The 21257-nt window shown below is 39.7% G+C and carries 19 protein-coding genes; 4 read left to right on the top strand and 15 right to left on the bottom strand.

The features are described from left to right. Positions 1–90: 90 nt before the first annotated feature. The 10 genes from IQ244_RS03505 to IQ244_RS03460 all read right to left on the bottom strand — a co-directional run bounded on the left by IQ244_RS03505 (position 91) and on the right by IQ244_RS03460 (position 7989). Positions 91–495 carry a hypothetical protein gene (locus tag IQ244_RS03505; RefSeq protein ID WP_015115908.1) on the bottom strand — a complete coding sequence of 135 codons (405 nt, stop codon included), beginning with the start codon at positions 493–495 and terminating at the stop codon, positions 91–93. After that, positions 480–1991 carry an AmpG family muropeptide MFS transporter gene (locus tag IQ244_RS03500; RefSeq protein WP_193889826.1) on the bottom strand — a complete coding sequence of 504 codons (1512 nt, stop codon included), beginning with the start codon at positions 1989–1991 and terminating at the stop codon, positions 480–482. The genes IQ244_RS03505 and IQ244_RS03500 overlap by 16 nt, the downstream gene beginning before the upstream one ends. Positions 1992–2079: 88 nt before the next feature. After that, a complete protein-coding gene (vapC, locus tag IQ244_RS03495; protein ID WP_193889824.1) occupies positions 2080–2481 on the bottom strand; it encodes a type II toxin-antitoxin system tRNA(fMet)-specific endonuclease VapC in 402 nt (133 codons plus the stop codon). Next, on the bottom strand, positions 2478–2711 hold the full coding sequence (locus IQ244_RS03490) for a hypothetical protein (protein WP_193889822.1): 234 nt from the start codon (positions 2709–2711) through the stop codon (positions 2478–2480). Before IQ244_RS03490 ends, vapC begins: the two co-directional genes overlap by 4 nt. A gap of 53 nt (positions 2712–2764) precedes the next feature. Further along, a complete protein-coding gene (locus IQ244_RS03485; protein WP_193889820.1) occupies positions 2765–4225 on the bottom strand; it encodes a DNA phosphorothioation-associated putative methyltransferase in 1461 nt (486 codons plus the stop codon). A 29-nt stretch (positions 4226–4254) separates the two neighbouring features. After that, positions 4255–4644, bottom strand: a complete 390-nt coding sequence (gene dndE / locus IQ244_RS03480; protein ID WP_193889818.1) for a DNA sulfur modification protein DndE — start codon at positions 4642–4644, stop codon at positions 4255–4257. 18 nt (positions 4645–4662) lie between these two features. Continuing rightward, on the bottom strand, positions 4663–4926 hold the full coding sequence (locus IQ244_RS03475; protein WP_193889816.1) for a hypothetical protein: 264 nt from the start codon (positions 4924–4926) through the stop codon (positions 4663–4665). A gap of 76 nt (positions 4927–5002) precedes the next feature. Further along, positions 5003–6991, bottom strand: coding sequence for a DNA sulfur modification protein DndD (dndD, locus tag IQ244_RS03470; protein ID WP_193889814.1), 1989 nt, complete (start codon positions 6989–6991; stop codon positions 5003–5005). Between the two features lie 145 nt (positions 6992–7136). Beyond that, a complete protein-coding gene (gene tnpA, locus IQ244_RS03465; RefSeq protein ID WP_193889812.1) occupies positions 7137–7568 on the bottom strand; it encodes an IS200/IS605 family transposase in 432 nt (143 codons plus the stop codon). A 154-nt stretch (positions 7569–7722) separates the two neighbouring features. Then, positions 7723–7989, bottom strand: coding sequence for a hypothetical protein (locus tag IQ244_RS03460; protein WP_193889810.1), 267 nt, complete (start codon positions 7987–7989; stop codon positions 7723–7725). 121 nt (positions 7990–8110) lie between these two features. Between IQ244_RS03460 and IQ244_RS03455 the strand changes: the two genes are divergently transcribed. Then, a complete protein-coding gene (locus tag IQ244_RS03455; protein ID WP_193889808.1) occupies positions 8111–8347 on the top strand; it encodes a helix-turn-helix domain-containing protein in 237 nt (78 codons plus the stop codon). A 2-nt stretch (positions 8348–8349) separates the two neighbouring features. On the opposite strand, the gene dndC is transcribed toward IQ244_RS03455, so the two are convergent. Further along, positions 8350–9990, bottom strand: a complete 1641-nt coding sequence (gene dndC / locus IQ244_RS03450; protein WP_193889806.1) for a DNA phosphorothioation system sulfurtransferase DndC — start codon at positions 9988–9990, stop codon at positions 8350–8352. 154 nt (positions 9991–10144) lie between these two features. Here dndC and IQ244_RS03445 point away from each other — a divergent pair, with 154 nt between their 5' ends. The 3 genes from IQ244_RS03445 (at position 10145) to IQ244_RS03435 (ending at position 14506) form a co-directional block, all read left to right on the top strand. Then, positions 10145–11743, top strand: coding sequence for a DGQHR domain-containing protein (locus IQ244_RS03445; protein WP_193889805.1), 1599 nt, complete (start codon positions 10145–10147; stop codon positions 11741–11743). A gap of 81 nt (positions 11744–11824) precedes the next feature. Continuing rightward, a complete protein-coding gene (locus IQ244_RS03440; RefSeq protein ID WP_193889804.1) occupies positions 11825–12502 on the top strand; it encodes a GIY-YIG nuclease family protein in 678 nt (225 codons plus the stop codon). A 6-nt stretch (positions 12503–12508) separates the two neighbouring features. After that, complete coding sequence (locus tag IQ244_RS03435; RefSeq protein WP_193889803.1) at positions 12509–14506, top strand: DNA sulfur modification protein DndB; 1998 nt, start codon at positions 12509–12511, stop codon at positions 14504–14506. A 47-nt stretch (positions 14507–14553) separates the two neighbouring features. Here the strand turns inward: IQ244_RS03435 and IQ244_RS03430 are convergent, their stop codons facing one another. The 4 genes from IQ244_RS03430 to IQ244_RS03415 all read right to left on the bottom strand — a co-directional run bounded on the left by IQ244_RS03430 (position 14554) and on the right by IQ244_RS03415 (position 21236). Beyond that, complete coding sequence (locus tag IQ244_RS03430) at positions 14554–15015, bottom strand: DNA phosphorothioation-associated protein 4 (RefSeq protein WP_193889802.1); 462 nt, start codon at positions 15013–15015, stop codon at positions 14554–14556. 139 nt (positions 15016–15154) lie between these two features. After that, positions 15155–16237 carry a photosystem II q(b) protein gene (gene psbA / locus IQ244_RS03425; RefSeq protein WP_193889801.1) on the bottom strand — a complete coding sequence of 361 codons (1083 nt, stop codon included), beginning with the start codon at positions 16235–16237 and terminating at the stop codon, positions 15155–15157. Positions 16238–16637: 400 nt separating this feature from the next. After that, a complete protein-coding gene (locus IQ244_RS03420; RefSeq protein WP_193889800.1) occupies positions 16638–18137 on the bottom strand; it encodes an MBOAT family O-acyltransferase in 1500 nt (499 codons plus the stop codon). Between the two features lie 69 nt (positions 18138–18206). Further along, positions 18207–21236 carry a DUF1574 family protein gene (locus IQ244_RS03415; RefSeq protein WP_193889799.1) on the bottom strand — a complete coding sequence of 1010 codons (3030 nt, stop codon included), beginning with the start codon at positions 21234–21236 and terminating at the stop codon, positions 18207–18209. Positions 21237–21257 lie beyond the last annotated feature (21 nt).

Raw genomic sequence — 21257 nt, 5'->3', positions numbered from 1 at the left:
GGTAGCGGGAGTTGAGCAGCGTGCTGAGTAAAAATACAAATTCCTAGGCTGTAACCTGTAACCTGTACCCTGTAATCTCTATTTTTAACCTTAACGCCGATCGCGCTCCAAATCATCAATGACTCGTTCACAGTACCAACTTTCTGGCATACCAGGATAATTTTGCTTGGCCTGCTCAATTAAGCGTTCCGCTGTAACAGTGTCCCCATCTAATTTAGCAATCAGCTTGTTTTTGAGTTGAGTATCGGTGATGCGATCGTTAATCTCTGTCATAGACATATTTTCTGGCACAACTTGGGACTGTTCTCGACGCAACTGCCAAAATAGAACGTAGTAAAGTGTCCCAAAAATTAAAATTAGGCTGAGTGTGCCAAAAAAAGTAAAGAGATTAAAAGTCAAAAATCCAAGCACTAACTGTGACAGGACATAGCCAAGTAACAAACCTGTAAGTAAAAGAATAAATGTACCAATAACAACAATTACTTGGCTTCCCATACATCCTCATCTTCTTCTTCAAGTCCTGGTCTAGATATTACCACTGGCTTTTGATTCCAGGGAGCCACAAACGGTAAAAGTAACAATCCTGGTATGGCTGCTACTAAGGTTAACAAGAAAAATGTCGGCCAGCCGGTGGCTTTGGCCCAATCTCCTGCGGGTGCTGAAAGAACATCTCTACTAATGGCCATTAAGCTAGAAAATAATGCAAATTGAGTGGTTGTAAAACGGTGGTTACAGAGGTTCATTAAAAATGCCACTGTAGCAACTGTGACTAATCCGGCGCTAAAGTTTTCGATATTTACTGCCAAGATTAATAACGAGAAATTTTTGCCCGCAACGGCTAAGGCATAATAACCCAAGTTGCTCAATAATTGCAGTATGCCAAATATCCACAAACCGCGATTTAGATGAATTTTAGTTAAGATTACGCCACCAGCTAATACGCCCACAGTCGTGGCAATAAAGCCAATCCCCGCTTGAATTGCCCCAATATCGGTTTTGGTAAAGTTGATTTCTCGCAAAAACAAATTAGCAGTGATACCGACTAAAGAATCACCCAGTTTATAAAGAATGATAAAAATTAGAATTACACCAGCTTGAGCCAAGCCAAAGCGATGAAAAAATTCTTTAAACGGGAGAAAAATTGCTTCTTGTAAATTTTGTGGGGCTTGGTTTTCTGGAGCCTCAGCCAGTAGCTCATCAGGCAATAATAAGGATGAAATTATCCAAGCGATGATCAAAGTTGCCAGTAGCCAATAAAATACAGGGAGAGCAATCAAGCCAGTAAAAACGCCTCCGAGTAAACCAGCTACTAAGGCCGTAATCAATAGCACGAAGATCACATCTTTGGCAGATATAGGCGCAGTTTCTCGGTTGTTGATGACCTGTGGTTCACCGGGTGCTGATAAGGTGACAAGTATACTCCCCGCCATTAAAGCGGCCATGAGTAAGTAAACACCATTCCAAGGTAGGCGATCAGCTAATACCAAAGCTAGAGAACTGGTGACAAACAAAGCAACACGATAACCCAGTACCCAAACAGATGCACCTGCTTCCGCTTCTAGGGGATTGAGGATATCAGTACGGTAAGCATCGCCAGCAATGTCTTGGGTGGCGCTTAAAAAGGTGATAATCAGACAGTTGATTGCGAGTATTTGCAATACTTGGTCACTTTGGGAAGGCTGTTGAAGTGCGAGAGTTGCGATCGCGATCGCTAACCCAATTTGAGTCACAATTAACCAACCCCGTCTAGCACCCAAAAATGGCGGTACAAACCTATCTAACAAAGGCGACCACAAAAATTTTAGGGAATAAGGTAACGCCAACAAACCAAATAAAGTAATTTTGCCGATATCAACCTTGGCATCTTGCATCCACAGTTGCAATGTTCTACTAGTCAAGAACAAAGGCAATCCAGATGCAAAACCTAGCAATAGCAAAGCCCCCATTTTGCGACTTTGGACGGCTTGTCGCAATGCTTGGATTTCTCTCATCGTTTTGATATTCCTCTACTCACCTAAGCGAATTGCAGTTATCTTGCCATAGTTACTGTGTCGTTTCATAACTGGACAAAAATTAACTTTATACTTCCCAATCCTCAAGCTGCAATCCATTAATTCGACTGAATTCTCGTGTATTATGCGTAACCAATATCAAATTTTTTGCTATTGTACTAGCCGCAATCTGTAAATCATAAGGGCCAATCGGTGTACCTCTACTGGTTAAATCAGCGCGGATCTTACCTGCTATTTTGGCTGTTTGTGAGTCCAATTCAATAATATTAAATTGGCTATAAAATCTTTGTAATATTTCTAAATTTTTCTCAGTTTGTGAGCTACGATAAGCTCCATAATAAAGTTCCAATTGAGTGATAGCAGAAATAAATATATCCTCTGGTTGCTGACTTGACAGACGATTAACGACAGCAGGATGACTATTATTGATTAGACGAATACAGACATTTGTATCAAGTAAATAAGTCAAAATATCTGCTCCCTCGTTTCATATTCTCCCTGTTCTGGTCTTTCTAGGACTTCTCCCACCCAACCACCAATTACTTCTTCAAAAAATCCAGGCATCCAGCCGCGTTTTTGTGGTGTAACTTCTTGAATTGTTACCGTTACTTCAATTTCTGCATTTGTCATTTCTACGGGAATATCAAGATGTAAAATACCATCTGCGCCTACACGAGAACGGATATTAATACTTTGCATAAATGTTTCTCCTTTCCACGAAATGATTAACTGGCAAAATGATTAGCAGTCTCCTAACTTTCCTTCATCGGATAAATTTGATGTCCTCTAATTTCTACTTCATGATCAGCCAGACATTTTAACCAACCTTCACGCGTACCAATGTCACTTTTTTGCTGGAGTAAACCTAATTCCTGTTCTTGTTGGGTAAGTTTAGCGAATTCTTCGTATTGGGGATAATTAGACATGACAAAGGTTTCTTTACGGTGCAAAACAGGGGGATTTGCCCGATTTGCATAGTCGCGGTGGGTGACATACAAAGTTTTTAAGTCAATGGTGATGCTGGCTTTTAAGGCTGGGTGGGGGTCTGTGTCGAAGTCTGGATAAAATAAGTAAGATATTTGCGGTTGCTCAAGATTATATTTGATCAGTGTCGCCCCATCGACTCGCCCAATGGTGCGACTGGCGCAACCTTCGTAAATGCGGAGTAAGGGATCGAGTGATGCAAGGGCGGAAATATGAACGTAAAGTGCGCCGCGTGTGTGTTTACCAATTTTGCTTTTTTCACAAGCTGTTTGGATAACTTTTGGTCTACCTAAACTAAATAGTTTTTGGTCGGCGACTTCGCAAGCTTCCTCATAGCTACCGAAGAAAGCTTTGATGTCGTGGCGCATTTCTGGCGCTAGTTTGGAGAATTTGGGGCGTTGATCAAAGTGGGTCAGGGCGAGATAAACTTGGATATCTAAAGAACGATGATAGGCGATCGCATCCCATTCTGCTTCATCGGTGGCTTGGAGGACAACAGTAAAGGCGCGGCGAAAGTTACCAAATTCGCTTAATAGTTCTTGTTCGTTGGCTAATTCACCCTTAACAGGTAATCTCCCGCGCTTGGTGAAAAATTCCATGAGTGGTTGCAGTGTTTCCTGATAATCTTCAAACCGCTTGCTAGGGATACGGACTCGCGGTGTATAAGTGCGAGAAAAGAAGCGGATGGCTTTGAAACTTTCTTTTTCAGCTTCGTCGCGGAAGACAAAGTAAACCCCCAGTGCTACCGGGACTGCATCAACATTGAGAACTTCATCAATATATTTTTTGAGTTCTGCTTGCTCGTAATATTTTTGAAAAGTATTACGGCTAGTAACAATGCCGTCATTGTAAGCGAGTTGCGCTTTGCTGGGCGCGTTAATTAAGACTTGAGCCGCCACAATTAAAACTTTGCGGGTGATTTCCCAGGCTGTGATTAAACTTTGGTTACGTTCTGCTAAATCTTCGATGACGTTGACAACGTAACCCAAGTTAACAACATCAGCAGCAGTAATTTGCTGATTGGGGTAGTAGTATGGATCCCAGCCTGCACTGATATAGCCGAGGTTTCCGACGCGCTGGACATCGCCACCGTAACCACAGCCGTAGTCAAAGAAAGTCGTGTCCTGATTGATGATTGACCATTCTAGGGCTAATCTTACAGGACGAGAGATTTCTGTGCGTGCGATCGCAGCGCGATGGCGATCGATTTCTAAGTAGCTCTCCGGCATAAATATATCAAGAAGAACTACATTAATCCTTATATCTTCTCTAGTGCCAGTGCAATTAAATCTTCAATTTTCTTGATATTTTGGTCGCCAGCTAAATAACCAATGCCACGATGCAAATGTAATCGAAACTGTGTGGCTAAGGTTTCCTTATCGGTGGCGTAGCCGTCATTATGACAGCGTTGCTTGAGGGCGAGGAGGAGAATATCTGAGATTTCGCCACCAAAGACACGCCATGTCATCTCAACGTTGCTATCTTGAGGAATAGGTACGGGTGAGGGTGGAGTTGGTTCAGCGAGGGAACGACAAAACGCCCAACGGCAAAGGATATTCCATTGGTCAATTTTAGTGTTGCGACGGAGTTTTAATAATTGGTCTTTGGCTGTTTGGGAAAGTTTAATTCTTTCGATGGGGGATTCCATGATTTTTGTTAATAAGTTTTACAATAATTTAGATAGTTTTTGGTCTAAACCATCCATTTCGGTAACAACAAATTCCTCATTAATAGCAGCAACTTCTATTTTTATCTCTAAATCATTAGCCATTGCCGCTAGTTGTTCATTTATATGGTTAATATCAGTTAAATTATCTGATTGTTTTTTTGTTTGCACTTGTTTTCTCATACGCTCTAAGAGGCATTCAAGTTCTTCTAATGACAAAGCACTTAAGTCACGCTCTAGTTCTAGTAAATGTGGTGATATCATATCTACTCTCCAAAGCTTGTTACATATATCGTAAACTTATACAAATTGTTAATCTTAAATTCCTTGACGATATTTTCTACCAAAAATATTGATTTTCCATGACTGTAGTTTGGCGGGTGGATGAGTCGTATTTGAGGAGGTATTCACGGGCGATCGCTTCATTTTTCCGCAGAGTTTCGACTTCTTTTTTACCAATTTCCGTATCAGTAGAAAGCAGAATTACTTGATGGCTGGCGGCGGGGAAGTATTTTTCTACTAAGTTTTTGCGGTGAGAGGAGTCGAGTCTGCCGAGGGGTGTGTCAATAGCTACTGGTAAGCGCAATCCAGAGACTTTGGCGAGTCCCCACAGGAAAGCGATCGCCAGTAGTTGTTTTTCCCCGGCTGACAGTCGATGTTTAGGAACTTGTTTACCCTCGAAATCGAACAGAGATAAAGCAAAAGTTTTAGTATCAATAGCAATGCGAAATACTAAGTCTGATTTGTGCAGTAAATAGAGGAAACAGTTCTTCACCTCTTCCTCTAATTTATTTAGCTTCCTCAGCGTTAATTTTTCTCGAAAAAGTTTCAGTGTTTCTTGAACTTTAGTAGCTGAGGTAATAATATGTTCTCTATTTTTATGTTTTATATTTTTGTCAGTATAATCGTTTAATTCTTTTTTAGTTATTTCAATTGCCTCCGTTAACGCGGCTAATTTTTGACGAGTCGTTTCGTAATTTGCTTTAGCTTGTACAACTTCTTTTTGTGCTGCTTCGACAGATTCACGTAGCTTTTGATAAGCTTCGGGTTCCGCGGCTGTCTGCACTTGTCTTTCTAAAGTAATAATTTCTTCTTGGAGATTTTTGAGGTTAGCTAACTGCTTTTTTGCTAAACTACAAGCAGTTTGTAAATGATATCTCACATTATCTAACTGGCTCAAGCTTTCCTCGTCAGCTAATAACCAAGATGCTTCAGTTTGGAGTGAATTTGTATATAAGTTATCAACATCCTCTGCTAAAAAAGATTGAATTTTATCGATTTGGTTAGCAGCAATAGTTAACTGATTTAGCCAATCAAGTAACCGTTTATCTCGTTCAAGCAGAACATCTCTAGCAAGTTGTACTTGTTGATTGCGAAATTCATTTGTTCCCTGTGTTTGTACCTGAATTAATAAATTAGGAATTAAAGCTAAAGGTAAAATCTCAGCAGCTAACTCACATAAAGATTGGCGAATTGTTTCTACGGCGTTAGTTTTTGCTTTGTGTTTCTCTTCTAACTGACTACGTTCGGCGGCAATTTTACCACCATCAGATACAAATTTATCTAAGGCTTCCCGTTGGATAGTTTCTAATGCTTCAACTTGATTTTTAACACTAGCTAATTTTTGTTCCGTTGTTTGATAATCTTCTTGTTGTTGTCCTAATCTTTGTTCAATGTCTTCTAGGTTGGCTAAATCTTTAGTATCAGCCATTTCTCTGTGCTTGCGGTTGACTAAAACATCTAAATCAACTGCTAATTTATCTGCTAATTCTAGCCCTAATAATCCGCGAATAGCTTCAATAACAATTTGTGGTGGTGTTTCTTGTTCTGCTAATTCTTTAACTTGCTCACCATCAAATAAAAATAAATTAGAAATCCCTAAAGGTAACAAATTTTCTATATAGTCGTCCCAGATATTTACCAAATAATCAACTGGCCAAGTGTCATCATCACCTAAAATGCCTAAAGCATCTTTACCATCTTTAGGATTTTTTTCCCAAGTTCTCACAATCCGATATCTGACTGGCTTATCGTCTTCAATATGCTCAAAAAGTAACTCAATTCTAGTCTTTTCAGATGGAGTTGCTTTGCTATTAACACATTGATTTAAAAAATCACCATAGCTCAAATTACCACGGGTAGAACATTGGGCGCGTTGTCCATATAAAGCCAGCCGAATCGCATCCATCAGCGTAGTTTTTCCACCACCATTCATCCCACCTAATAAAAGAATCGGGCGAGGATTTTCCTCATTTCTAGGGTCAAGGTTGATTACTTGTCTCCCAGAATAAGGGCCAAAATTTTGTAATACGAGTTCCAGAAATATCATTGGTCGCTATAGATAATATAGGGGGCGAGATGGGATTCGTAGAAATATTATTCGGGGCGAATGGAATTCGCGGCTACACAGGCGAAGTCCGCCTACGCGGACTAATAACCCACGTAGGCGGGTTTTGTTTGTATAGCCGCGATTTCTAATCGCCCTTTACATCGACAGGTAAAGTTAATTCCCATGCAGAAATAATGGATTTTTGTTGATGATGAATAGCCTGATTTCTGATATAGTGAGCAACATTATCAATCACATCATAACTAACTGTAAAAGCCGCGTAACTACTTTGCCATTTGAAAAAATCACTTGGTTTAACCTCATGGTTTATAAAGTGTGAAGAACTACCTTTAATCTGCTTAATTAAATCAGACACACTGATAGTCACCGGAAAACCTGTTAATAGATGAACATGGTTTTCAATACCGCCAACAGCAATTACAGTACATTTTGATTGTTCACATTCCTTGATAATTGCTGCATAAACTAACTTTTGAATATCAGGTGTTATGAGAGGTAATCTATCCCAAGTTGCCCAAACATAATGTAGATATAATTGGGTAAAATTTGATATCATTTTTTGAACCCCGCCAAAGCCAAAGTAAAACGTCAATATTAGCTTTGGCGAATAGAAATCGCAGCTATACAAGCTAAGTCTGCCTTCGCAGACTAACATAAAATATGATTTTTTTAACCCGCGCAGGCGGGTTTTGCCTGTATAGCTGCGATTTCTAATCGCCTGGTATATTTATTGAGATATAACGAATCAAAATACTCATAACTTCACCAGGGTTAGAACTAGGTAATAAAGGACTCCACTCGTTAACTTGGGCGAAACCAAGTTTGTATAAAGTCAGAATTGTGTTGTTAACACCTCTTTTAGAACCATAAATTAATACTTTGACAGACTCTCTATCTGGTGTTGTTTCTGTAGAGTCGTTAGTAGAAACAAGCGACGGGGTGGTTTGAATAGTCTCTGCTACAAAGCTTTTAGTCATGGAAATTTACCTGCTTGCTGGTAAAAGTTACCGTTACATAAAAGTAACAAGATAATCTTACACCGTTTGTTACATATACAGAACATTTACTCTGTTAAGAGCCTTTGACACAATCAAAGGCATGGGAAAAGCAGGAAAAGCGTTGAAACAGGTGTTAGAAACACACAGCATCAGTCAAAACAAGTTAGCAGTAACAATGGAAACAGGACGGCCAAACGTTCACCGATGGGTTAATGAGATGACTGACCCTGTTGCTGATACGCTGTTAGAAATTCGTAATGCACTCAAGAAAATTAACCCAGCCGCAGCCGAAGAGTTTATTAGGTTGTACTTGGGAGATGCTGACAATGATGAGTAAGCTTAATTCTTTGTCTGTTTATTTTTAAATTTCATATTTGCCCAAGTCTTAGTATTGTCAGCAGGATCAATTTGTGTATCGACTGTACTTGTTTGTTCCTCTGGTGCAACAAAATCGGCTAAAGTTAGCTGTTTGACTTTTTCAATATCACCTTGTTCAACTGCTGTTTTCAAATCTCGTTTTAAATGAGCATTTTTCACTGCTTCATCTTTAGAACGAGAACTGGTAGCAAAGCATTTTTCTAAGCTTTCGTAAATTCCTACACGACGCGACATTTTGCGAAATTGACGTTCTGTGTCTAAAAGTTTTGCCATCAATTCTAAGTGCATCTCGTTACCAGCACAGATTTCTTCTAACACAGTCCATTCATCACTACCTAATAGGCTAAGGTCTGCGCCTGGCCGTGGGTCTTTAAATTCTTCACCAGTTACTTCTTGATAAATGCGGGGTAAGCTGTCGTCAAACTCGTGTTTTTCCTCTAACCAAATACGCCGAATTGCACTTAGTTCTTCTAAACTTATTAAAGTAATGTCGCGCATATTCTCTGGTGCTGTTTGACATATTTTTGTTTGCGCCTCTAATAATCGTCTTAACCAATGTTCACGCCAGTATTTTGTGTATGGCCCCGGTATTGGTTCAACAGAGACTTTTCCATCTTTATTGCGTTCAAATAATTGGACTTCTCCTCGATGAAGCCTTCGGAAGTCTCTTTTGTCTCTATCATCTTCAGCATCTAATTCATTACGGATATCTAATAAAGGCTGCATCCATTCTTTTTCTTCATCATTCTGGATCATCGCCTGCATAGATTTATCTTGATTAACTAGTGTGCAAACCCAGCAACCAAATCGAGAATCACCACAACTAGGAGTTGTGGTATCTATAACTAAAGGACATTCATTATCTGCTGTTGCACCTCGATATAAACTGAATAATTTTTTATTGCTATGCCCCCAAGGATTGTCAGATTGGTTGAGGTAGATCCAGACATCATTATTACTCCAATCTTCAATAGGAGTATAAATTAAAGAATTAGGAAGACTAGCATTAGGGCTTAGGCGTTCTCTTACTCTACTTGCTTGATGTTTTTTCATAGTGGCAGCGCGTTTGGCACTTTCGGCTTTGCGAGTCCCCAAAACAAGTATTGTTTCACCGTTGGCTCGAACTATTTCACGAATGAATTGATTAGCTGGATTAATTTTTAAACGAGGGGTACACCAGCGAAACTGGTTACGAGGGGCTGGATAACCTTTCCCAATGAGATTTACCCAAAATGTGTCTTCAACTACTGGGTGTAGCAAATGTGCTTGAATCGGCATCCTTTTTTCTTTTGCAGCCGATTCCAGTTGCTTTATAGATTGACGAACCCAGGCTGCAACAATAGGATTTTCTACCTGAGTATCTGTTGTAATTACATGAATTGTTTTAGTTCTTTTTTCTGGAGGGAGCGCCGCGATCGCATTCCAAACAAGTTGCAATATGGTGCTAGAGTCTTTGCCCCAAGATACGCCTATAATCCAAGGGATCGCATCCAAACAATACAATTCTTGAATTTCAGTGGTAAGAACTTGGATATCCTCTACTAACTCTGCTACAGTACGTGTCTGCTGACCTTTATTTTCTGGTTGTTGTGCTTCAGTCATTGCTTCCTACCTCTGGACATCTGGGCGTTACCGCTTTTTTTACCCAGCGTATAGAATGCGCGGGTTACCAAAAAGTTTTTAAAAACTGATTTATTAGTATCTAACTTTTTGGAGAATATAGCTAGTTTACAAGACTAAGTTTTTAAAAATTAATATGAGAGACATTGCATCTGACCTAACTGCTGATATCGCTAAAGAGTACCTAGAGAGAGAAAACAAGGAAAAAGAGGTACTAGCTTTACTTTTAGATAAGTTTTTAGAAAAAAAATCCCAAATTTTCGTTCAAAAAACTGAGATGGGTGGAAGTGAAGCTTATGTTGGTTCCGTCAGCTTAGAATGGTTTGCCAGCAGAGTTCATTTCGCTTCTGGTTTACCTCTGCTACAAAAAAAGTATAATCAAGAGACAGATAACATTGAAATTGACGCAGATAGTATCGATGAAATTCAACAGCGTCCCGTTGACTGGTCGCGTCAAGCACCGTTAGTCCAATATTTAGCGGCGAGAAAAAATCATAAGTTTCCACCAGTGTTAGTAGTAATTAATCAGCCTTGGGTGGATGATGCTAAAGCATCTGAGTGGGATAATCAAGAACGCGCTACCAAGTCTACTACCGATTTTACGCCTCTAGATAAAGATGGTAAGGTCGGCTTACTGAATGTTTCTGAAGAGAATGTCACCATTTATGCACTAGATGGTCAACATCGGCTGATGGGAGTTCAGGGTTTAATAGAGTTAATTAAAACTGGTAAACTCCAGCGATATAAAAAAGATAAAACTGCTGATGATAGTTTTATTACGGTGTCAGATTTAATCGAGCAATATCAAGTAGATCCTGCTTATTTACAAAGCTTACCTCAAGAAAAAATTGGTATTGAGTTCATTTGTGCCGTTAATTCTGGGGAAACTCGTAACCAAGCTAGAAGAAGAGTAAGGTCGATTTTTGTTCATGTTAACTTGATGGCTGCACCTTTAACTAAAGGTCAGTTAGCACAATTAAATGAAGATGATGGTTTTTCTATTGTGGCTAGAAAAATTGCGGTGACTCATCCACTTTTAGAACAAAAACCAAATCGCAATCCGCGTGTTAATTGGAATAGTTCAACTGTAGCGTCAAACTCTACAGTTTTGACTACACTCCAAGCGATACAAGATATGTCTGAGAGATATTTAGGTCAAAAATTCCCTCATTGGAAACCATTGGAAAAAGGCTTAATTCCGATGCGTCCAGAAAATAAAGAAATTGAACAGGGAATTGAAGAATTTAAAAAGCTATTTGATAATTTAGCTAATTTACCTAGCTATAAAATTTTGGAACATGAAGACACACCAGTTTTACGAAGGTTCAGCTTTGAAAAAGGTGGTGGTGAAGCCAATATACTTTTCCGCCCTGTGGCGCAAGTTGCTATAGCCCAAGCTTTAGGATTTTTAGTATTTAAAAAAGGGGTTTCTCTAACAACTATTTTCAAGAAATTGAAAAAGTTTGACCAGCAAGGCGGTTTTACTGGGATGGAATATCCTAAATCTATGTGGTATGGGGTTTTGTATGACCCTAATAAAAAGCGAGTACAGGTTTCTGGAAAAGAATTAGCTGCAAAGTTATTAATTTACATTTTGGGTGGACTTCAGGATCACATGGAACTTGCTGAACTTCGTAAGGCTTTGGCTAATGCTAGGACTTTAGAAAATAAAACGATAGGTTTTGACGGTAATTTGGTAGAACCAAAGGCGGTAGGGCTACCACAAATTCTTTAATTACAATTGATTGCTGTCTTCTCGCCTCTCGAAATATTATTATGCTACCCTGGTACGTAATGTATAAAGGGAGTCTATTTTGTGGCATGGCTATATGGTAGTGATGCTGTGCAACAGCTAAGTGAAGATGTCGTCTTGTACGATTTGGCACAGATGCGGGGAAATAGTGCTGTTTTAAGCCGCATCCCCGATAATATCGGCGTTGTCTACGCTTGGTATCGTCGCTTCGAGATTGATGCTAATGCCATCAATGATCCTCAAGTCTTCGCTAACTATATTTTGGATGAACTTTGTAAGGATCATTCGGCTCCGAGAGAAACAAAACTACCTCCAGCACACCGGATAAAACTTGAACCAGAGACTTCATTTTCTAAAGAGCTTTTGCTGAAAGAGTTAGCTGCTGATTCGTCCTTTCGTCAACTGCTCTTTATGCTTTTGAATAATTCCCTCATATTTCAACAGCCATTATATATAGGAAAGGCAACTAATTTATACTCTAGGATTCGCAGTCATATTAGTGAAGGTAGTATTTTACGGGATCGTCTTGCAGATGCTGGACACAAAATTAATCGATGCAGGCTGCTAATTATTCATACTTCATATAATACTAACGCTGTGCCAGATAGTGTTTATGAGGATGACGAATTAGATAATCAAATTGAAGAAGACTATGAATTTTCTAAACTCGCTTCAGACAAACTAGTTGAAGATATTTTATCTAGACTATTTCTTCCATCATTTACTCTTAGATACGGTTGATATCAAATGCTGATATTCTCAAATAATGAAGGAAAATCAAGATTTAATAAACCGCTATATGGTTTAACTGGTATTTACACTTTATCAGAAGGTATAGCACTTCCATACGTTCTGTCACTGGTTGAAGTTAACCGAGCTATTGACGAACTTAAGATAGCGGAACAAATTCCCGCTTCATTAGAGACAAAATGGTCTCTCAAAGAGCTTTTTCAAAGAGAAATTGATGAAAAGAGGGTAGAAGATGACATAGTTAAAGGCTATCTTCTAGATCCAAACAAGCTGAAATTTTTTAATGCAATTACTATTGTATTAATGCCAAAGGACGATGATGGCAAGATTCAGAATGCTTTTGATGAAACAACAAGCGTAGCACCTCCTCCCATACCTTGGGATAGTACTGATCCTGATGATGAACAATGGAAAAATTTTCAAAGTGAGGTTGCGAACTTCGGGGGTGTTCAATTTGTTTCTACTGGAGTCTCTGCTAGGCTGCGTTGGGATGAAGATAGAGTATTAGCAGTAGCAGTAGATGGACAACATCGTCTTTGGGCGCTCCGTACCTTTCGTGAAGATCCAAGATTTCGAGGTGGTACTCTTAACACGATTGAGCAACAAACAAAAATACCAATTTTATTTATTTTGCTTCATCCCAGTGCGGGTTTTAAGAATCTTCAGAGTACATCTGATTATTCAATTCGAGGAATCGCTCGTGAATTATTCACTGATTTGAATAAGAATGCTAAGACTGTAGATAAGGCTAGAGAGCTTATTCTTGATGACAAAAGTATTAGCGCCCAATGCGTTAGAACTTTATTGACTGAGAGTACAGGGGAAGATGCGAAAGATAAGCTTCCTCTTTCTCTAGTGCGCTGGCAAGACGACTCAAACCGATTTGATAGCTCCTACTACCTAAATTCACTAGTTCATTTAGATTTGCTGATTTCAGCAGCACTGGATCTGAAACCGCCACGCGATCCAATGGAAAAGAAGCACGTGCTAGATTTTATCGATAGTATTGATTCTGCCCTTGGCACAGGTGAGGAAAAAGTTCAGTACGAGGGGCGTAGTCTTGAAGAATATTACATAGAAGACTATTGTGACGAAGATGGAAATCCTGATACACCATTTGCTCGAATACCAGAAAATTACCTTGGCTCTGCAATAGAAGGTTTTAAAGTTAACTTTCGTCCTTGGCTAATCAAACTTTTACTTGAATTTAAGCCATATCGAAACCTACTCCAGTATGCTCGCGAACATGATTTGATTGAGGGTACTTTTGGTAGCTACCAAGCTCAAACGAGTAAACATAAAGGAATTATTCGGCAGCGAGAAATTGCTAAAGATAGTGATTGGAATAGCCGAGAGATACTCTCACACCAGGCTGCTATTAATAGCATCAAAGAAAATCAATGGGCTTTCAAAGCAATATTCCAGAAAGCTATAGTTCGTTTAGGCAGAATTGTCGAATTTGACTATAAAGCCAAAGATAAAAACTTAGGTAATATCGATGACGTATTGAGTTGTCTAGATAGACTATATGACAAAGGCATTCTAAAAGTAGATGCTGACTTACCAGATTACCCTTTTCGCTTATGGACATTTGTAGCGATAAACCAGGGTACTGACAAAATTAAAGTGGCGAGAACTGTAGAAGATAGGATATTTTCCTTATTATGTTTGTGGTATTTTGGCTCTCGTAAAATACAAATCGACGTTGCAAAAGGTTCTCAAATCTTATCGAGGCGAAAACTACTCAATTTCTTTAGTGCAGACAAAAATAAAGCTGAGTGGCCAGGTTGCACAGATGCTTATAAAGCAGTATATAAAGGTTTCGATACTGTTGCTTTTTATGGTAGAGAACATGAAAAAATGAACAATCAACAAAAAGAAGAGATGGTTCGAGATAGGTTCTCTGCTATACTCGCTATTGGTTTGCCAGAATTAAATACTCAATCTTCACTTCTCCAAGTATCAGAGGAAGATGATGAACTTGATAATGAATAAATATATATACTAAAATTCAGTTTTGTTTAGCTTGAACAGAAGGTAATTCACAAGAGAAATTTGCTAAGGTTGAATTCCTCTTCTTCACCTTCATTATTAAATCTTTCAGAACTAAGCATTAATAAAAGCCGCTCGGAATAATCTACTGCTCCACGCAGTTCATTTTGTATAATTTCTAGTCCACCATTTGCATACTCTTCAAAAATATGGATACGTTGCTCGTCAGCAAAATCCTCTTCACTAAGAATCTTAATGTCTTTGCTTTCAGTAATAGCCAATAAATTAATTAACAGAGCAAAACTGTTAGAAAAATAATCCTGCCGCAGTGGTGATATATCTTTAGCAATTCCTTCTATAGGAACTCGCTTTTTATGCTTCGCACCTAAAGCAGCAGCAAATACCATAACTTCTACATAAGTTTGAAAAGGCCCTGTGGTGTCTTTTGATGTGACTAAAGATTTGACTAACTCGGCTTTATCTTTGGCAACCTTGATTCTATTTGCAGCCATTGATTTAAATATTTACGTTGTAGTTATGATACCCGAAAGCTAAGAGCGATTTTATACAGAGATACAAGCAAAAAACGCCCCCTTTTCAGGAGAGCGTTTTGATTAATTAGAGATGTTGATTGACAACTTCTCTCGAAAATTAACCGTTGATAGCAGGAGCGCTCATTGCAACAGGCTTAACTTCACCAGCAGCTAAGTCTAGGGGGAAGTTGTGAGCGTTACGCTCGTGCATTACTTCCATACCGAGGTTAGCGCGGTTGATGATATCAGCCCAGGTGTTTATAACGCGACCTTGAGAGTCAATCACTGATTGGTTGAAGTTGAAACCGTTCAAGTTGAACGCCATTGTGCTGATACCTAGTGCTGTGAACCAGATACCGACTACAGGCCATGCAGCTAAGAAGAAGTGCAATTGGCGGCTGTTGTTGAAGGAAGCGTATTGGAAGATCAAACGACCGAAGTAGCCGTGGGCTGCAACGATGTTGTAGGTTTCTTCTTCTTGACCGAATTTGTAACCGTAGTTTTGTGATTCGGTTTCGGTGGTTTCACGCACCAAGGAGGAAGTTACCAAGGAACCGTGCATTGCGGAGAACAAGGAACCGCCGAATACACCAGCCACACCTAACATATGGAAGGGGTGCATCAAGATGTTATGTTCTGCTTGGAACACGATCATGAAGTTGAAGGTTCCAGAGATACCCAAAGGCATACCGTCGGAGAATGAACCTTGTCCGATGGGGTAGATCAAGAATACTGCGGTAGCAGATGCCAAAGGCGCGGAGTAAGCTACGCAGATCCAAGGACGCATACCTAAACGGTAGGACAATTCCCACTGACGACCCATGTAGCAAGCACATCCAATCAGGAAGTGGAAGATTACTAGTTGGTATGGGCCACCGTTGTACAACCACTCATCTAAGGATGCAGCTTCCCAGATTGGGTAGAAGTGCAAACCGATCGCATTGGAGGAAGGAACAACTGCACCAGAGATGATGTTGTTTCCGTAAATTAAGGAACCAGCAACTGGTTCACGGATACCATCGATGTCTACTGGAGGAGCAGCGATGAAAGCGATTACAAAGCAGGTGGTTGCAGCCAGCAAAGTAGGAATCATTAATACACCGAACCAACCAACATAAATGCGGTTTTCGGTGCTGGTGATCCACTCGCAAAAGCGCTCCCATACGTTAGCGTTAGAACGCTGTTGTAAGGTTGTGGTCATTGTTTTATAAGTGCTGTTTTTCGTTAAATATGTGACAGACAAATTTTTTTATGCCTGTTGTCAATTAGTCTACATGAATTTACTTTCATCGGACATTTGGCTTCATATTCTGTAATATTTTTTGTGTATTTACTTTCTTCAATGTAAAGTTTTGAGTTATATTTATAGCCACCATCAAAGGTATCAAAAGCTTGGTTTTGTCTGATTTTAAGTTATTTCAACATCCAATCAATTTTATTGAAGCGATCGCTAGTTATATAGCTTTACATTAGTTTACATATTAATTTTAAATTATCTCATCAAAATATTATGTGAGTAGCGGTATTTATTCCATTGAGAGGTTAATTATTCCTTTGTCAATACAAATGACAATAGGTTGTTTAATTGAGATATTTTTAGCTTAAAAATCAAAATATATGTAAGGTAAGCTGCCTTCAGGAGCTAGTAACCACACAACATAAAAGCACAAGGGTACGAAGACAAGCTTAATTGGCCAGTTTAACTCTAGTTTTAATCGACCGTTCAAAGCGTAGACCAGAGCCATGAAAGCAGCTAAAATACCTAGCATCCAAGAGAGTTGGTAAGGGCTAATAGTTAAAGCTTCTACATATACCTTTTGGGCAAATTGTGCATCAGCGGTGTGACCCCAAAGGTGTTGAAGTACTAGAGAAGAATCTTGAAGATTTGGTAAGCGGAACCAAATCCACGATGTAAAAACCATCAACTGAGTTAACAGCCAAGCAATAACTACACCTAGAGGATTTTGCCAGAATTGTGCTAATTTTTCATGGCGATCGCTCAAATCATCTGTAAGGCGATGAACAGCTAAAGCAATTCCGTGGAGAATCCCCCAAACAAAGAACCCCCAAGCAGAACCATGCCAAATACCAGCAATCACCATCACAATAAATAAATTCCAGCAGGTACGCATCAAACCACTGCGAGAACCACCTAAAGGAAAGTAGACATAGTTACGTAACCAATCACCTAAAGTCATGTGCCAGCGCCGCCAAAAATCGGCAATGCTAGTACTGAAATAAGGAAAATCAAAATTTTCTGGGAGAACTAAACCAAATAGCAAAACTGTGCCACGGGCAATGTCTACGTAGCCATTAAAATCTAAATATAATTGCAAACCATAAGCGAAAGTTGCTAACCATAGGTCACTACTACCGGCTCGTTGCAAATTGCCAAAGCATAAATCTACAAATATCCCTAAATTATCTGCCAATAAACCTTTTTTAACTGCACCTCTAGCAATTAACCATAAGGCTTCAGCGACTCTCTCAGCGGTGGGAAATTGGAGTGTATTTACCTGAGTTGCTAAGTTATGATAACGCGTAATTGGGCCGGAAATTAATTTAGCAAAAAAGAGTTTGTATGTGGCAAATTTCAGAAAATTATCAGTAGCAGGAGCGCCACGATACACATCGATTAAATAAGCAATACACTCAAAAGTAAAAAACGAAATTCCTAAAGGAGCAATTATTTTAAAAGATGTCTCTGGGGAATTTAGAGGAATAGGAAAAACTAAGTTTAATATCGGCGAAATATACTTAAAACCTAGCAGTAATAAAACATTTAATGTGACACCAAGCCATAATAATTTCAGTCGGCGACTACCCCAATCGGCATTGGCATACTGCCATTCTTCATTAGAAATCTTCCAATCAAGATTATGCTCACCAGGAGAAGTATTTTTGCCTATTTCTCTCCCCAAACGAAAGTTAATAAAGGTCAATGTTAATAAAAGTGGAATGTATTGAACACTCCAAGAAGCATAAAAAGCTAGGCTGGCAACTAATAAAGTCCATAAGCGCCATTTTTGTTCGGTGACAGTCCAGTAAACGCCTAATATACTCAGTAAAAATATGCCGTAGGAAATTGATATAAAGTTCATATTTTAGTTATTTATTATCAGGAATGAGGCAGAGGGCAGGGGAAAAGTTTTTTACTCAGCACTCAGCACTCATTTGGTCGGCCAAGGAATCACAGGGTCGATCGCTAGTTTTTTGGAAACTTCGTAAGCACCAAAGCGGTTAAGATGACTGGGGTCAGAAAAATAGTCATTAGTTCTTGGCCAAAGTTGGCTAAAGTCTCGATAAATAAAATTAGGATTGGTTGCTAAACGAATCATATATTTTTGAAATTCTTGCTCATATTTTTTGCGGACTGGATCTAAATATTCGGCGGTGAGAGGCATATTAATAAATACCAGAGGAATTTGTTGAGACTGAGTAAACCGCAAAACTTCTTGGAAGGCTGTGTCTTGTTTACCTTCTATTTGGAATGATTTGTAGTCGTTGTCATAATTGCCAGTAACTCTGGGATGTTTTTGATAGTATCGAGCCGGATTAAACCGGATCGATAAAGGTAAGAAACCATCAAAATCAACTGCTTGGAGAGAAGTTTCATCTTCGGAACTCTCAGAAATAGATTCTGTTGCGGGGGTTTCTGGGGAATTGCGATCGCTAATTAATGGCAAACTATCGAATTGCTGATGCAGCAAGGATTTAAGCTGGTTGCGGTTTTGATAGCTACTAGAAAAAGTAGCTAAAATCTGATTTAAACCATTATTGATAGCTTGGTAATTAGTAATTTCATCTGCCTTTTTCTCAGTTTTTGGTTTCTCTGATGATTGTGCCGGGTTTTTATTAGCTTCTGCATCAGCCGCGATATTTTGGTCTTGTTCTAAGATTTTTTGATAACCTTGAGAAGCAGCGATCGCATTAAAGGTGATATCTTCTCGACCACTATTAAAAGCGCGAGAACCATCCGCCCAAAGAATTACTTTTGGCAGTTCTTTAGGTTCTAGAACTTGGCGAATAATAAAATCGACAACTTGCGCTGTGGCACCATTGACACCAAAGTTGAATACATCAATATTGGGGTATCCCTGTTTTGCTAAAGCTTTGGCTAACGCCGCTGGATCAACTCCGCGCAAAGCCCGCGAAGAACCAATAATTAAGATATCGGGTGGATTTCCTTTAATATTTAATTGTTGCCTATACAAAGCTAGTTGCTCATCTAATTGCCTCGCATTAAAACTTGGCATTTGCGATCGCGCCGCTAATAAAATTGCCGATGCTGTGGCTTTTTCTTTTAATGGTGCGGCTGTTAAAGTTGTCGATGCAGGATCATCCTCATTTACAGTAAACCCAGAAGCATTGAAGGCAGAATTTTTTGAACCTGATAATTTTTGCCCAGATGAACTAGTCAATAATTCTAATTTTTCTGGATGTTTGACTTTTGCTGGTACAGGCGGCTGTTTTTCCGCAGATGAAGCAGCCACATTAGTCAGTGGTTGTTTATGTGGTAATGTTCGCGTGATCAGTTGACCACTAATCCAATCGGTTTGGAGTGTGAGTAACAATCCCAATGTTCCCCAAACCAAAGCAACTTTTAGTCCACCTTGTAAATCTGGATCTGCGGCGGTTGACTGGCCGACTTCTGTAAATATTTGTGTGCCTAAGAGGAAATTTTTAAATGTTGTGGTGGTTGTAACAATCCAATCTCGCGCTACTTCTGTGACAAAATTTTGAACTTCTTCTGAGGTTAAATCAGGGCGAAAGATGGGTTCTTGACCATCTTTAACAATCAGTTCCCCCACATATTCAGAAGTCGCCGCAAACTCTGGAGTCGCTTCGGGGACTAAACGTTGGCGCTGTAAAAAATCTACGCCATGATGCCAAACAGGTTCTTTATTCCCCGCACGACGACCGTAAACTCTGACCCCTGTAATCCCCGGTAATTTTAACTGGCGGACAAACTGGGTAACTTTATTTGCTACTTGTTTACGGTTGGGACATACAGGCGCATCGCACATAATGTGCAGTAAATCACCTTTGCGGAGTAAAATTACCCGAATCCCGCCTGTTTTCAAGCGCCATTCTAAATCAGTATTGAGTAAGCGTTCTAGTAAAAAATGCGTAGCTGGTTCATCGCCGTTAGTTGCTAACTCTAAGGCGGAGGTAGCCAAGGCTGGGTGTTGCGCCGCAGGTAAGGAGATCCAATCAATCCAAGCTGGTTGCTTTTGGGCTGTTCTTTGCCCGTAAATAGTCGCGCCAAGAATTCCTTGGGGGGCGATCGCGTCTAGATGGGATACGATAATATCCAGACATTTTGTTTTATCGGGTGCTGGTGCATCTTCTAAAGGATCAAAAGCAGGGGAGCAAAAAAGATGCAGAGTGGATTCTTTAAGCGATGCTTGGACAGTGACTTTAAAATCTAATAATACTTCTGTTAATAACCGCGCGATCGCTTGTATATCTCCCCAACGCGCCCATTCTTTGAGCATTACCTCTGGAGGAGTCAAATCTACCCGCAATACCCAATCATTACTTGTTTCCCCACTAACTTGGGAAGTAATGACTGCATCTTGATAGCCAGTCAATTTTAACAGTCTGAGTTTTTGGGCAATTGTTTCTGCCAACAATGAAGAATCAGGACTATAGACAGATTGACAAAAAACCCATAAACGATTTATCGGAGCTTGATTTTTGTCTTTAGGTTGGTGTGGCTTGATTTTGACTTGGACTCCCACACCCAAAGAACTGAGAGTTTCACTCAGATAATGAGCGATCGCATTCGGGTCGCCTCGACGGGCTAAACTCTCATTGGAGATAATCATCGCCCCGCCTGGCTTTGATGATTCCGCGTCTTTTAATGCTTGCTCTACCTGTTCTAAATGCTTATCTAATTGATTTAGATGCACCCGATGGCACCATTGGGGACGATTTTCGCCCTTTTTTCGCCCATAAACCAATACTTGGTATATTGAGGGTTGTTCGTTATTCGTTAAGACATCTAAATTAGTTTGCTGGAGTGCGTGGAGTAAATCAGAAAGAGTGAGCCAGCGTTGAGGACACTCGATTGCTTCACAAAGAATGTGTAGGTCATTTCCCCGCAACCGGACTTTCACCCCTAAAGTGTTAATCCCTGTTGCTTGGCTTACCCATTGCACTAAAGTTTGCTGGCTATCTGGTAGTACTTTTTTCATGGGCAGTTAACTTTACAGGAA

The sequence above is a fragment of the Nostoc sp. LEGE 06077 genome (genome assembly GCF_015207705.1).
Classification (GTDB): domain Bacteria; phylum Cyanobacteriota; class Cyanobacteriia; order Cyanobacteriales; family Nostocaceae; genus Nostoc_B.
Note: the sequence above shows the minus strand (reverse complement) of the source record. Positions and strands in the feature narration are given on the sequence as shown.

What these genes read in the sequence shown, in the direction of transcription:
- IQ244_RS03505 (WP_015115908.1), bottom strand. Translation starts at nt 495, where the DNA reads ATGGGAAGCCAAGTAATTGTTGTTATTGGTACATTTATTCTTTTACTT.
- IQ244_RS03500 (WP_193889826.1), bottom strand. Translation starts at nt 1,991, where the DNA reads ATGAGAGAAATCCAAGCATTGCGACAAGCCGTCCAAAGTCGCAAAATG.
- IQ244_RS03490 (WP_193889822.1), bottom strand. Translation starts at nt 2,711, where the DNA reads ATGCAAAGTATTAATATCCGTTCTCGTGTAGGCGCAGATGGTATTTTA.
- IQ244_RS03485 (WP_193889820.1), bottom strand. Translation starts at nt 4,225, where the DNA reads ATGCCGGAGAGCTACTTAGAAATCGATCGCCATCGCGCTGCGATCGCA.
- dndE (WP_193889818.1), bottom strand. Translation starts at nt 4,644, where the DNA reads ATGGAATCCCCCATCGAAAGAATTAAACTTTCCCAAACAGCCAAAGAC.
- IQ244_RS03475 (WP_193889816.1), bottom strand. Translation starts at nt 4,926, where the DNA reads ATGATATCACCACATTTACTAGAACTAGAGCGTGACTTAAGTGCTTTG.
- dndD (WP_193889814.1), bottom strand. Translation starts at nt 6,991, where the DNA reads ATGATATTTCTGGAACTCGTATTACAAAATTTTGGCCCTTATTCTGGG.
- tnpA (WP_193889812.1), bottom strand. Translation starts at nt 7,568, where the DNA reads ATGATATCAAATTTTACCCAATTATATCTACATTATGTTTGGGCAACT.
- IQ244_RS03460 (WP_193889810.1), bottom strand. Translation starts at nt 7,989, where the DNA reads ATGACTAAAAGCTTTGTAGCAGAGACTATTCAAACCACCCCGTCGCTT.
- IQ244_RS03455 (WP_193889808.1), top strand. Translation starts at nt 8,111, where the DNA reads ATGGGAAAAGCAGGAAAAGCGTTGAAACAGGTGTTAGAAACACACAGC.
- dndC (WP_193889806.1), bottom strand. Translation starts at nt 9,990, where the DNA reads ATGACTGAAGCACAACAACCAGAAAATAAAGGTCAGCAGACACGTACT.
- IQ244_RS03445 (WP_193889805.1), top strand. Translation starts at nt 10,145, where the DNA reads ATGAGAGACATTGCATCTGACCTAACTGCTGATATCGCTAAAGAGTAC.
- IQ244_RS03435 (WP_193889803.1), top strand. Translation starts at nt 12,509, where the DNA reads ATGCTGATATTCTCAAATAATGAAGGAAAATCAAGATTTAATAAACCG.
- IQ244_RS03430 (WP_193889802.1), bottom strand. Translation starts at nt 15,015, where the DNA reads ATGGCTGCAAATAGAATCAAGGTTGCCAAAGATAAAGCCGAGTTAGTC.
- psbA (WP_193889801.1), bottom strand. Translation starts at nt 16,237, where the DNA reads ATGACCACAACCTTACAACAGCGTTCTAACGCTAACGTATGGGAGCGC.
- IQ244_RS03420 (WP_193889800.1), bottom strand. Translation starts at nt 18,137, where the DNA reads ATGAACTTTATATCAATTTCCTACGGCATATTTTTACTGAGTATATTA.
- IQ244_RS03415 (WP_193889799.1), bottom strand. Translation starts at nt 21,236, where the DNA reads ATGAAAAAAGTACTACCAGATAGCCAGCAAACTTTAGTGCAATGGGTA.